This is a genomic window from Bacillus sp. C-3-6, from assembly GCF_054509685.1.
On the sequence record NZ_CM137247.1, the window covers coordinates 3,613,446 to 3,626,315 of the forward strand.

The following is a 12,870-nucleotide window of genomic DNA, read 5'->3' on the forward strand; positions in this document are numbered from 1 at the left end:
TGATACAAGAAATAGAACACAAGTTAAATCGTGCGAAAGAAAGAGGAAAAGAACGGAATGACAACAAAAGTATCGAACGTATTTCCTTTATATTTACTCCGATTTTATACTCCATATTATTTTGAAGAACTAGCCATACATACGCTAAATTCATTTCATAATAGGGAGTTTCAAGATTTATTTTTCTAGAATCCAACAAAAACACTTACAAAATGGAGTTTTTTTATGAATTACGTCACATTTGAGGGGATTTCTCTAAAAACAGACACCATAGTTTATTACGTTTATGCCATAATATCTATCATTTTTTGACTCAGTTAAAGGGGTACGATTATTTTCTTATACACATAATGAAGAAGCGATTAATATTCTTATAAGAACACATATAAGTAAGAAAAAGAGGAAAAGATTTGCATATAATAAAAAATGACCTAGTCCTACACTAGGTCATTTTTTATTAACGAGGGATAGATTGCATTACAGATTGTAACGTTACTCTTTCTTCTTCTGTTAATGGAAGAAGTGGTAAACGTACAGAACCTACATCTAATCCAACCATTTGTAACGCTGTTTTTACTGGAGTTGGACTTGGCGCCATAAATAATGAATCAGTTACTCTTACAAGTAATTGATGTAATTTTTGTGCCTTTTTAAATTCTCCTGCTTGAAATGCTGTAATCATTTCTTGCATTTCGTTTCCGATAACATGAGAGGCTACCGAAACGATACCTTTCGCTCCAACTGCCATAGCTGGTAACGTTAAACCGTCATCACCGCTGTATACCGCAAAGTCGTCCGCTGTTTTTTCAATGATTTCTGTCATTGTTAACACATCGCCGCCGGCATCTTTAATAGCAACAATGTTTTCTATTTCTGATAAACGAACAACTGTATCAACGGAGATTTGTACAATAGATCGTCCTGGAACGTTATATAGCATAACCGGAAGCGGCGTGCTTTCAGCAATTGCTTTAAAATGCTGATACATTCCTTCTTGACTCGGTTTGTTATAATACGGTGCTACTAGCATTACTGCATCCACACCAACTTCTGTTGCCTTTTTAGTTAAGTCAATAGAAGCATGCGTATTATTGCTACCTGTTCCAGCGATTACGGGCACTCTTTTATCGACAACAGATACGACATGGCGATATAACGCTACTTTCTCTTCTGAAGTTAATGTAGGAGATTCTCCTGTCGTTCCTCCTACCACGATTGCTGTTGTACCGTTATCAATTAAATAATTTACCAATTTCGTTGTCTTTGCAAAATCGATATTCCCGTTTATATTAAACGGTGTTACCATCGCGGTTGCAATTGTCCCAAAATCTATCATGGTCTCACTCCTTATTGTTCCAGTTGCTTTTCTTTTGAAAGCTCAAACGCACTATGTAATGCATTTACAGCCTCCACTAAATCAGTTTCTTTTACAAGAACCCAAATTGTTGTATGACTATCTGCCGATTGCAGGATTTGAATACCTTTTTCCGCTAAAGCTGTAACGATTTTCGCAGTAACCCCTGGGTATCCTGCCATTCCAGCTCCAACGATAGATACTTTCGCACAATGCTCTGTCACAATTGGCTCATATCCAAGGTTCTTTAATAATTTAACTGCATGACTTGATACATTATCACTCACCGTATATGCTACACCAGTAGGTGAAATATTAATTAAATCGACACTTATTCCTTCGTTCGCCATCTCTTTAAACACATGTTGTTGCAAATCATATGCCGTTTCTTTTGCAAGCACTTTAATTTGCGTTACGTTTGATACGTGGGCGATACCTGTAACAGGACGTTCTTCTACATCACGACCTCTTGTAGCACCGTCATATGCTGAAATAAGCGTACCTTCACTATCAGAATACGTAGAACGTACACGAAGTGGCACTTTTGCATGCATCGCAATTTCAACTGCACGTGGATGAACGACTTTCGCACCTTGATAAGCCATGTTACAAATTTCGTTATACGTTACAGTTTGAAGATGACGTGCATCTTTTACAATACGAGGATCCGCAGTCATAACACCTTCTACATCAGTGAATATATCGATGTATTCAGCATGAAGTGCAACACCTAATGCTGAAGCTGAAGTATCACTACCTCCGCGTCCAAGTGTTGTCGTATCACCTTTTTTCGTTTGCCCTTGGAATCCTGTAACGACGATTACATCTACATTTTCTAACTCTTCATGTATACGATCGCAATTCATTTCAATAATCTTTGCATTCGTAAAGTCATCATTCGTTACAAAACCAGCTTGTGCACCATTTAATGCTGCTGCTTTTACACCGTTCTCATTCAACATATTAGAGAAAACAATTGCAGAGATTAACTCTCCGCACGATAATAATAAATCTTGCTCACGTTTAGAAATAGTAGATTCCTCTTGATTTACAAGACTTAATAACGTATCCGTTGCATATGGTTCACCTTTACGACCCATAGCAGATACGACAGTAACTACTTTATAACCAGCAGCTAATGATTTCTTTATATGATGAAGCGCATGCTTACGTCCATTGTCATCACGTACTGATGTGCCACCAAATTTTTGAACAATTATTTTCATATTTTGCACCTTCTCTTAGCCGTTTACACTAATTGTAATTTTACTAAGCGCTCTGCAATTTGAACAGAATTCCATGCAGCGCCTTTTAATAAGTTATCAGATACGACCCAAAGATGGAATCCTTTATCGTTATTTAAATCTTTACGGATTCTTCCAACGAATACTTCGTTTTTACCTACTGCAGTAGCTGGCATTGGATATAACTGCTCTTCTGGATTATCTTGCAGAACAATACCTTCCGCATTTGCAAGTAAGCTCTTTAATTCTGCTACTGTTACGCCTTCTTTTTCTACTTCGATGTAAACAGACTCAGAGTGTCCTGATACAACTGGTAAACGTACACATGTTGCCGCTACTTCTAATTCAGGCATATGCATAATTTTTTTTGTTTCGTTAATCATTTTCATTTCTTCAAATGTAAATCCATTATCTTGGAACTTATCAATCTGTGGAATCGCATTAAAAGCAATTGGGAAATGCTTCTTATCACCTGATACAGGAAGAACATTTGCCTTAACTTCTTCGCCATTTAAGATTGCTTGTGATTGTTCATGAAGTTCTTCAATAGCTGCCGCACCAGCCCCTGATACAGCTTGATATGTGGAAACGATTACTCGTTTTAAACCATATTGCTGACGAACTGGCTCAAGAGCTACTACCATTTGAATTGTAGAACAGTTTGGATTTGCAATAATACCATTATGTTCTTTTAAGTCGTTTTCATTTACTTCAGGTACAACAAGTGGCACGTTTTCTGTCATACGGAATGCACTTGTATTATCAACAACAATCGCACCGCGTTTTGCTGCTTCTGGCGCTAATTGTTTCGATACAGATCCACCAGCACTAAATAGTGCGATATCTACTCCTTCAAAGCTTTCAGGAGTTGCCTCTTGAACTGTAAATTCTTCGCCTTTAAATACAAGTTTCTTACCTGCAGATCGTTTAGATGAAAGTAACGTTAATTTCCCGATTGGAAATTCTCGTTTCTCTAAAGTATTTAACATTTGTTCACCAACTGCGCCGGTTGCTCCAACTACAGCGACATGAAAAGTTTTTTGCTTTTCCATCACTATGCCCCTTTCTAGATACCAATCCTTCTATAACTTAGAATCAGAAGGAGTATACAATACCCCTTCTAATCTTAATAACGTTAATTTTATCATATTCTACAGTAAGAATGATGGTTTCATCAAAAATTGTCCGTTTTTTTTCGTTTTTTAATTCATATATCTGAATTTTTCTACGACCACCGGTTGCAATTGCTTTCCTTGCAGCGCTTCTAATACTGTATCTTCCAGTAACTCCATACGAGCTACCATTGAGTTCGGTTTTTTCTCTGGCGCATCTTGACCGAATGGGACGAAATAGATATTTTTTGTGGCCATTAGGCGCATGAGATTTACCCCATTTAATCCTAAAGCATCATTCGTCGAAACTGCCAATACGACAGGCTTGCCATTTCTTAGCGTCGCTTTTGCTGCCATTAGTACTGGAGAATCTGTCATTGCATTTGCAAATTTACTCATAGAATTTCCTGTTAAAGGAGCGATTACCATGCAGTCTAATGGAATTTTAGGTCCAAGTGGCTCTGCTCCAACAATTGAATTAATTGCTTTAAAACCTGTTATTTCTTCAATCTTCTTAATCCACTCTGCTCCTTCTCCAAATCTAGTATTTGTTGATTGAACAGTGTATGAAACAACGGGACGTACTTCTGCCCCTTCAGCAATTAATTTTTCTAAGTGCGGCATAACTTCCTCATACGTACAATGTGAACCCGTAAATCCGAAACCAATTCGTTTCCCCTTCAAACTCATTTCTTTTCCTCCTCCTTTGCAATTGCATCTGCTGCTAATAACTGAGAAAGAACATTTGCTAAAATTTGCCCAGCCGTTTTGGGAGCAACAATACCTGGTAATCCAGGTGCTAGCAACGCTTTGACTCCTCTTTTTTCCGCATATCTAAAGTCAGTACCACCTGGTTTAGAAGCTAAATCAATCACTAACGTATGAGCTGGCATTTTTGCAATAACATTCGCTGTTACAACGAGGTGCGGAATTGTATTGATTACAATATCGATATTCCCTACTTCTTTCTCTATGTCTTGCATATGAAAAGGAGAAAACATCATTTCTGTAATACGTGCAATATGTTCAGATCGTCTTGCTCCAACTTTGACATGGGCTCCTAATGATTGAAATGCTCTCGCAACACTCATTCCTGTTCTACCAAATCCTAGAACCATTACATTGGACCCATGAATTGTATAGTCGGTATGTTGAATTACCATCATTAATGTACCTTCTACAGTTGGAATAGAATTGTATATTGCCACATCATCACGATCAAATAATTTAACAAGTTTTCGGTTCGTAGTAGATACGAGATTTTCCAAGTAAGGTGTACCAATACCCGAATATATAGTAAAGTGTTCTGGTGTATTTTCAATTTGTTCTTTCGTTATTGAAACTTTTTCATTTGAAAAAATAGTATCTACTTCTCCTTTAGCATTTGTACCTGCAACCGGCAAAATGATTGCGTCTACAGAAGTGAAATCTAAATTTTGTATACTTTCTTTTGCTGCCCCTGTGAAACCATGATCTAACTGATCAAACCCTATCAAAGAAAGTTTCGCATCCAATTCAACTAGCTTACGAATTACTTCTAGCTGCCTTGCATCTCCTCCTATGACAGCAATATGCATCTCAGTCAACATTCCCTAATTCACCTTCTTTTTCTGTCATTTATAAGAAAAGTGCCTACTTTTTCTTTTTCCTCCACATCATATGTAATGTACGAGTTTATGGTGATTGAAAATCCAAATGCACATATGATTTATCAGGTTTCTATGTAGATACAAAAAAAGATGACCAAAATGGCCATCCTTCACTCCGAATTTGAACGATCTATACTATCACAAAGAAGCATATCATGTCCGACTTTCTTTATTTGATTCCATGCCACCCTTACTTCTTGTGGTTCCTTTTTAAAACCTCCCCACTTCCCTACAGGTATTATAAGTGTTTGTATTTGTCCGTCTTTCTCATTAATCTCTAAATCCATATAACCTAAGACTCCCATTTTTTCCGCTTTTTCTATATCTACAACCTCTTTACCACTTAATTCACTTAATCGCATACATACTCCACTCCCCTACTGAATTTTTCATTTGCATTGTCTATAATTAGTACCTATTCTATATGGATAAAAAAAATAACCTTCTCTCATTTAAAAAGAGAGAAGGTTATTATCAGATACATCATAAAAATCGATTATAGTTTTATTCCTTTTGGAAGTTTTCCGTCTGGACTAATAAGTGCCGCAGAGAATTCATCAGTAAACATGTTGCGAATTAATCCGTCCACATTTTCTTTTGTTACAGTGTTTACACTTTCAATAATCTCATCAAGTGAACGATGTTTACGAAGAAGCAATTCATTTTTACCGTTACGACTCATACGGCTATTTGTACTTTCTAAACTTAACATTAAGTTTCCTTTTAATTGCTCTTTACTATTCATAAGCTCTTTTTCTGTAATACCTGTATTTTTCAATGTCTCTAATGTTTCTTGCATTGTTTCATACAGTGTATCTAATTGTTGGCTACCTGTTCCACCGTAAAGTGTTAACATACCTGTATCTTCATAAGAAGAGTGGTAAGAAAATACCGAGTAAGCTAATCCACGTTGCTCACGTACTTCTTGGAATAAACGGCTACTCATGCTACCACCTAAAACATTATTTAATACAATTAAGTTATAAATATCTTCGTGTCCCATTTGTAAGCCTTTATATCCTAGACATAAATGAGCTTGTTCCGTTTCCTTTTTACGGGCTACCTTATTGAAATGGAAAATTGGGCTATGTACTTGTTCACGGTTTGTTGTTCCTTCATAACTACCGAAATATTGCTCCACTGTTTGTAAAAATGCTTCATCAATATTTCCTGCAACTGATACAACTACATTTTCAGGTGTGTAATGATCTTTTATATATTGACGTAACGTATCACCTGTAAACGTATTAAGCGTTTCTTCTGTTCCTAAAATAGGATATCCAAGTGGATGCGTTTCATATGTTGCTTTCGTTAACATATCATGCACAATATCATCTGGCGCATCTTCGTACATTTTAATTTCTTCACATACGACATTCTTCTCTTTTTTCAGTTCTTCCTCATCAAATGTTGAATTAAAGAACATATCTGCTAAAACATCTAAAGCATATTTAGCATGCTCATCTAATACTTTTGCATAGTAACAAGTATATTCTTTTGAAGTAAATGCATTCACTTGACCACCAATGCTATCAAATGATTCTGCAATCTCTCGTGCACTACGTGTTTCTGTCCCTTTAAAGAACATATGCTCTAAAAAGTGAGAAATCCCATTATTTTTTTCATTTTCATTTCTTGATCCCGCATGGATCCAAATACCAATTGCAACCGATCTTACAGTTGGTATATTCTCCATAACTATTCTTACACCATTTTTACAAGTATATTTTTTAATCAAAAACTTTCCTCCTACTGCCAGTTTCTCTAAATAAAACGCTATTATTTAATGATAACAAGTTTAAGGATGAATGTCATGCAAATGTATTTAATCCACACGTTTTTCATCCAGTAATTCAGTTATATTCCCCACTTTATATCCTTGTTCCTTCAATTTTATAATCATTGTTTCTAAAGCCTCTGCTGTAGACGAAGTAGGATGCATTAATATGATAGCACCTGGATGTATTTTTCTCATTACTCTCTGCAATAGTACATCCGGCTCAGGTCGCTTCCAATCAATCGTATCTACAGTCCACATAATCGTTCCCATTTGAAAATCATCTGCAATCTTTACGACTTCATCTCGAAAGCTTCCACTCGGCGGGGCAAACCATCTTACTTTTTGATTCGTTGCTACTTCTATCATTCGATTTGTTTTTTGTAACTGATCTCGTATTTCATCTGACGATAACGTTTTCATATTAGGGTGTGTGTATGAGTGATTTCCAACTTCTTGTTTTGCATCGACAATCATTTTTGCAAACCGCAAATTTTCTTTCACCCAACGTCCTTCTAAAAAGAAAGTGGCCTTCACATCATGCTTTTTCAAGATTTCTAATATGCGAGGCAAATACTCATTTCCCCATGCCACATTTATTGTTAATCCTACCATCTTTTTATTTGGATGCCCTCTATAAATTGGAGCTGGTGATAAATCTTCCAAATGAACACTCGGTGAGACTTCTTTGAATTCAAGATATTTTTGATCAAATTCCTTTAGCTTCTTCATATTATTATACGATGCTTCAATATCCACTTGTCTTCCATTATATCCAGGTGTTGCCTTCCATATTTTATCAATCATCGCATTTTGAGGTGCAATCTCATACTGTTTTGCATGCTTTTGAATTTCTTCATGCAAGTTATCTTGTGCAAAAACAGAATAAGAGCCTAAACTGACATATAAAGAAAATATACATATGTATGCCAATATACGAACTTTCATATAAACCCTCCCAAATTAACTATATAAAAACATTTTCTTCTTATCTTTGTTAATTTGAGCGTTATAATGAAAACTATACCTATACCGACATAAAAATATATGAACATCATGTTTTTTACATAACAAAAAAAGCCAGTTTAACTGGCTTTTACTTATTGCTGCTCTTGTTTGTTTTCTTCTTTAGCAGCCTCTTTTTCTTGCTCTTCTTTTAGCAATACTTTTCTAGATAGATTTACGCGACCTTGCTTGTCAATCTCGATAACTTTAACTGTAATTACATCACCGATTTTCACAACGTCTTCTACTTTACCTACACGCTCAAGTGCAAGTTCAGAAATATGAACTAATCCATCTTTACCGCTGAATAATTCAACGAAAGCACCAAATTTCTCAACACGTTTCACTTTTCCTTCGTAGATCTCACCTACTTGTACTTCGCGAACGATATCTTCGATAATCTTCTTAGCTTTGTCGTTCATTTCTTGATTTATTGATGAAATGAATACTGTACCATCTTGCTCGATGTCAATTTTAACGCCAGTTTCTTCAATAATTTTATTGATTTGTTTACCGCTTGGTCCAATAACGTCACGGATTTTATCTGGGTTGATTGTCATTGTAATAATCTTTGGAGCGTAAGCTGATAATTCAGTACGTGGCTCTGCAATAACAGATAACATATGATTTAGAATGTGCACACGACCAATTTTCGCTTGTTGTAATGCCTCTTCTAAAATCTCACGTGATAAACCATCGATTTTAATGTCCATTTGCAGCGCAGTTACACCTTGTGCTGTACCTGCTACTTTAAAGTCCATATCACCTAAATGATCTTCCATACCTTGAATATCAGATAAAATTGTGTAATGCTCACCAGATTTAACCAGACCCATTGCAATACCTGCAACTGGAGCTTTAAGTGGAACACCCGCATCCATCATTGCTAAAGTACTACCACAAATACTTGCTTGTGAAGTAGAACCATTTGATTCTAATACTTCAGATACAAGGCGTACTGTGTATGGGAAATCTTTTTCAGATGGAATTACAGGCTCAAGTGCGCGCTCTCCTAGTGCACCGTGACCAATTTCACGACGACCTGGTCCTCGCATCGGTCTTGTTTCACCAACACTAAATGATGGGAAATTGTAATGGTGCATAAAGCGTTTTGATTCTTCTACACCAAGACCATCTAAAATTTGCACATCGCCTAATGCACCTAATGTACAAATACTTAATGCTTGTGTTTGTCCACGTGTGAATAAACCAGAACCGTGTGTACGAGATAAAATACCAACCTCTGATGCTAAAGGACGGATTTCGTCACCTTTACGGCCATCTGGGCGAATTTTTTCAACTGTAATAAGACGACGTACTTCTTCTTTTACAATTTTATATAAAATCTCATTTACTTGTCCTAATGTATCAGCGTCAGCTTCCTCAGCTTCGTAATGCTCAATTACACGCTTTTTCACTTCGTTAATTGCATCTTCACGTGCATGTTTCTCATGTACTTGAATTGCAGAATGCATATCCTTCTCAGCCATTTCACGTACAGCTTGATTAAGATCAGCGTCAACTTCATAAAGTTTCACTTCTGATTTCTCTTTACCTACAGCTTGTACAATCTCTTCTTGGAATGCAATTAAACGTTTAATTTCGTCATGACCAAACATAATTGCTTCTAACATTGTTTCTTCAGGCACTTGATCTGCTCCTGCTTCAACCATGTTAATCGCATCTTTCGTACCAGCTACAACTAAGTGGATATCACTTTGTTCTTGCTGTTCTACTGTTGGATTAATAACGAATTCGCCATTAATACGACCAACTGTCGCACCAGCGATTGGACCTTCAAATGGAATATCTGAAATCGATAACGCTAATGAAGAACCAAGCATAGCTGCCATTTCAGAAGAACAATCTTGATCAACACTCATTACAATGCTGACAACTTGTACTTCGTTACGGAAACCATCTGCGAATAGCGGACGAATTGGACGGTCGATTAAACGACTTGCCAAAATTGCTTTTTCACTTGGACGACCTTCACGCTTAATAAAACCGCCAGGAATTTTTCCGACTGCATATAAACGCTCTTCATAGTTCACTGTAAGTGGGAAAAAATCTACATTTTTAGCTTCTTTTGATGCAGTTGCTGTAGATAGAACCGCTGTATCGCCATATCTTACTAATACTGCTCCGTTCGCTTGTTTGGCAAGCTGACCAGTTTCAACTGTTAGCTGGCGACCAGCTAAATCTATCGAGAAGACTTGCTTTTCTTGACTCATTTAAGTACCCCTCTCAATTTAAAGTATTCAATTCTTCTATGTAAATGGATAGTATATCACAATATTCTACCTCTAGTATTGCCTAAAATTAAGTAAGCTATAAAGCGTAGAAGATATATTTTTACCTAACAAAAAAGCGGGAATATTCCCGCTTCTTTGACTATCGACGTAAGCCAAGCTTTGTGATTAATTCACGGTAACGTGTGATATCGCTATTACGAAGGTAAGTTAGTAAATTACGACGTTTACCAACCATCTTTAATAGACCACGACGTGAATGATGATCTTTCTTGTGAGTACGTAAGTGCTCGTTTAGAGTGTTAATTTGCTCCGTTAGGACAGCAATTTGAACCTCTGGAGAACCAGTATCAGTCTCATGAGTTCTAAATTGTGCAATGATTTCATTTTTACGCTCTTGTGTTAAAGCCATCCTATTTCACCTCCTATTAATTAAACCCCCAATTACCTAGCAAGCGTCGGTGAGTCGCAATGCCAAGCAATGGTTGTCATAAAGTACATAACATAGAATACTACTTTTCATTTGAAAAAGCAAGTATATTCTTTTCGCTCGCAAAATATTCTTGTGCTGTTTTCTTATCTTTTGCGATTTGTTCAACTAACTCATCAATGCCATTGAATTTCTTCTCTTCTCTTATACGCATATGCCACTCTACTGTAACATTTTGATCGTATATATCTTTGTTAAATTCAAATAAGTGCACTTCAATTGATAATTGGCGCCCATCTTCTTTAAAAGTCGGTTTATATCCAATATTACATACACCATCGCACCATTCATCGTGAACTTTTAATCTCACTGCATAAACACCTACAGGTGGCAATAAATACTCATCACTTAAACCTACATTAGCTGTTGGAAAACCAATTTGACGCCCACGTTTGTCGCCGTGTATAACTGTTCCCGTTACAGTATAGGCTCTACCTAAAATAGATGGAATTTGTTCCATTTCGCCATTTCGAATTAACTTTCGTAATGCTGTAGAACTTACTTTCTCTTCTTGAAATTCAACTTTTTCAATCACAGTCTGTGTAAACTCCCCTCTTGCATGAAATGGTAAAGTCTCCATCTTTCCTTTTCCTAAACGTCCATATGAATAATCAAACCCTGCTACTACATGCTTTACATTTAAACCAATAATATAATCATCTACAAATTGTTGTGGTAATAACCCTGCAAATGATTCATCAAATTTAATCACATATAATATATCGATTCCTAAGCTTTCGACTATTTTTTCTTTATCACGCATTGGTGTAATATACTCCACATGCGCATCCTTTTTCCCTAAAACAACAGATGGATGAGGATGAAATGTCATAACTGCACTTTTATATCCTCGGTCGTCCGCTATTTTTTTCGCAGTTCGAATTACACATTGATGTCCTAAATGAATGCCATCAAAAAATCCTAATGCCATTACAGTAGGTGGTAATTCTAATTTATTTTGTTCATGTGGATGAGTTAAATGAATAAGTTTCACGCTTGAATTCACCTTTTTCTGTAATAATCCTTCCAATAATTCATTATAGCTTTAGTTCTTGATTATTCACAAGTACTTTCATTGGCTTTAACATGCCAGGATGTTTCGGATGATGTTCATAAATTGCTAAGCAACGATCATTTTTATCAAACACTGTAATAAATGGTGCTGTTATTTCTAATTCATTCTTTAAGAACATACCATTCTTGATTTTCTCTGCTTGCTTTTCATCTACAACCATTTTTGGAAACTTACTTAATGCTTCATCAATTGAAATGAAGATAGACTCTACTGTTCCATTTTGCACGTTTTCTTCAATTTCTTCAAATGATATGCAATCTTCTAATAAAAATTCACCAGATGCCGTTCTTACAAGGTGAGACATATGTGATGGGAAACCAAGTTTCTCCCCGATCATTACCGCTAACGTTCTTACATATGTTCCTTTACTACACGTTACACGGAAACGGAATGAAATATTTTCTCCTTCAAAAACTTCACGGTCATCAAGTAATACGAATTCATGAATCGTAATTGTACGAACTGGACGTTCCACCTCTTGTCCTGCTCTTGCATATTCATATAATTTTTTCCCGTTTACTTTTACAGCTGAGAACATTGGTGGCATTTGTTCAATCGTGCCTGTTAATTCCGCTAGTACCTCTTCTACTTCTTTACGTGTAATAACACGGTTTACATCTTGTTTCTCCACAACTTCACCAGATGCATCTTCTGTTGTTGTTGAAAACCCTAATGTTACTTCACCTTCATATGTTTTCGTTTCACTTGTTAAAAATTGTGCAATCTTCGTTGCTCTCCCCACACAAAGTGGTAATACTCCCGTTACATCTGGGTCTAATGTTCCCGTATGACCAATTCTCTTTTCTCGCAATATCTTTCTTAATTTAAATACACAATCATGTGATGTCATGCCTTTTGGCTTATGTAATAATACTACACCTTCCATATATGTTCACCTCATCATAATTCTTT

At 36.3% G+C, this 12,870-nt stretch carries 12 protein-coding genes; all 12 read right to left on the bottom strand.

Features of this window, described 5'->3' with window-relative positions; translation table 11 throughout:
* Positions 1-457: 457 nt before the first annotated feature.
* Positions 458-1,336: a 4-hydroxy-tetrahydrodipicolinate synthase gene (dapA, locus tag ACW0JX_RS18400; RefSeq protein ID WP_459244993.1), complete on the bottom strand. Its 879-nt coding sequence runs from the start codon at positions 1,334-1,336 to the stop codon at positions 458-460.
* An 11-nt stretch (positions 1,337-1,347) separates the two neighbouring features.
* Positions 1,348-2,580: an aspartate kinase gene (dapG, locus tag ACW0JX_RS18405; RefSeq protein ID WP_071729816.1), complete on the bottom strand. Its 1,233-nt coding sequence runs from the start codon at positions 2,578-2,580 to the stop codon at positions 1,348-1,350.
* 23 nt (positions 2,581-2,603) lie between these two features.
* The gene (gene asd / locus ACW0JX_RS18410; RefSeq protein WP_000414846.1) at positions 2,604-3,650 is read right to left on the bottom strand and encodes an aspartate-semialdehyde dehydrogenase; all 1,047 of its coding nucleotides are present in this window, start codon (positions 3,648-3,650) and stop codon (positions 2,604-2,606) included.
* Positions 3,651-3,800: 150 nt separating this feature from the next.
* Positions 3,801-4,400, bottom strand: coding sequence for a dipicolinate synthase subunit B (dpaB, locus tag ACW0JX_RS18415; RefSeq protein ID WP_000053596.1), 600 nt, complete (start codon positions 4,398-4,400; stop codon positions 3,801-3,803).
* A complete protein-coding gene (dpaA, locus tag ACW0JX_RS18420) occupies positions 4,397-5,299 on the bottom strand; it encodes a dipicolinic acid synthetase subunit A (RefSeq protein ID WP_000954735.1) in 903 nt (300 codons plus the stop codon). The genes dpaB and dpaA overlap by 4 nt, the downstream gene beginning before the upstream one ends.
* Positions 5,300-5,469: 170 nt before the next feature.
* Positions 5,470-5,721 carry a YlmC/YmxH family sporulation protein gene (locus ACW0JX_RS18425; protein ID WP_001239757.1) on the bottom strand — a complete coding sequence of 84 codons (252 nt, stop codon included), beginning with the start codon at positions 5,719-5,721 and terminating at the stop codon, positions 5,470-5,472.
* Between the two features lie 134 nt (positions 5,722-5,855).
* The gene (locus ACW0JX_RS18430; protein ID WP_000593001.1) at positions 5,856-7,097 is read right to left on the bottom strand and encodes a M16 family metallopeptidase; all 1,242 of its coding nucleotides are present in this window, start codon (positions 7,095-7,097) and stop codon (positions 5,856-5,858) included.
* Between the two features lie 87 nt (positions 7,098-7,184).
* Positions 7,185-8,084 carry a polysaccharide deacetylase family protein gene (locus ACW0JX_RS18435; protein ID WP_053563762.1) on the bottom strand — a complete coding sequence of 300 codons (900 nt, stop codon included), beginning with the start codon at positions 8,082-8,084 and terminating at the stop codon, positions 7,185-7,187.
* A 152-nt stretch (positions 8,085-8,236) separates the two neighbouring features.
* Positions 8,237-10,375 carry a polyribonucleotide nucleotidyltransferase gene (gene pnp, locus ACW0JX_RS18440; protein WP_000076745.1) on the bottom strand — a complete coding sequence of 713 codons (2,139 nt, stop codon included), beginning with the start codon at positions 10,373-10,375 and terminating at the stop codon, positions 8,237-8,239.
* Positions 10,376-10,535: 160 nt separating this feature from the next.
* Positions 10,536-10,805, bottom strand: coding sequence for a 30S ribosomal protein S15 (gene rpsO / locus ACW0JX_RS18445; RefSeq protein ID WP_001229392.1), 270 nt, complete (start codon positions 10,803-10,805; stop codon positions 10,536-10,538).
* Between the two features lie 100 nt (positions 10,806-10,905).
* A complete protein-coding gene (gene ribF / locus ACW0JX_RS18450; protein WP_095690293.1) occupies positions 10,906-11,877 on the bottom strand; it encodes a bifunctional riboflavin kinase/FAD synthetase in 972 nt (323 codons plus the stop codon).
* A 43-nt stretch (positions 11,878-11,920) separates the two neighbouring features.
* Positions 11,921-12,844 (bottom strand): tRNA pseudouridine(55) synthase TruB, encoded by a 924-nt coding sequence (truB, locus tag ACW0JX_RS18455; RefSeq protein ID WP_000399362.1) that lies wholly within the window; start codon positions 12,842-12,844, stop codon positions 11,921-11,923.
* Between the last annotated feature and the right edge of the window lie 26 nt (positions 12,845-12,870).

What these genes read in the sequence shown, in the direction of transcription:
- dapA (WP_459244993.1), bottom strand. Translation starts at nt 1,336, where the DNA reads ATGATAGATTTTGGGACAATTGCAACCGCGATGGTAACACCGTTTAAT.
- dapG (WP_071729816.1), bottom strand. Translation starts at nt 2,580, where the DNA reads ATGAAAATAATTGTTCAAAAATTTGGTGGCACATCAGTACGTGATGAC.
- asd (WP_000414846.1), bottom strand. Translation starts at nt 3,650, where the DNA reads ATGGAAAAGCAAAAAACTTTTCATGTCGCTGTAGTTGGAGCAACCGGC.
- dpaB (WP_000053596.1), bottom strand. Translation starts at nt 4,400, where the DNA reads ATGAGTTTGAAGGGGAAACGAATTGGTTTCGGATTTACGGGTTCACAT.
- dpaA (WP_000954735.1), bottom strand. Translation starts at nt 5,299, where the DNA reads ATGTTGACTGAGATGCATATTGCTGTCATAGGAGGAGATGCAAGGCAG.
- ACW0JX_RS18425 (WP_001239757.1), bottom strand. Translation starts at nt 5,721, where the DNA reads ATGCGATTAAGTGAATTAAGTGGTAAAGAGGTTGTAGATATAGAAAAA.
- ACW0JX_RS18435 (WP_053563762.1), bottom strand. Translation starts at nt 8,084, where the DNA reads ATGAAAGTTCGTATATTGGCATACATATGTATATTTTCTTTATATGTC.
- pnp (WP_000076745.1), bottom strand. Translation starts at nt 10,375, where the DNA reads ATGAGTCAAGAAAAGCAAGTCTTCTCGATAGATTTAGCTGGTCGCCAG.
- rpsO (WP_001229392.1), bottom strand. Translation starts at nt 10,805, where the DNA reads ATGGCTTTAACACAAGAGCGTAAAAATGAAATCATTGCACAATTTAGA.
- truB (WP_000399362.1), bottom strand. Translation starts at nt 12,844, where the DNA reads ATGGAAGGTGTAGTATTATTACATAAGCCAAAAGGCATGACATCACAT.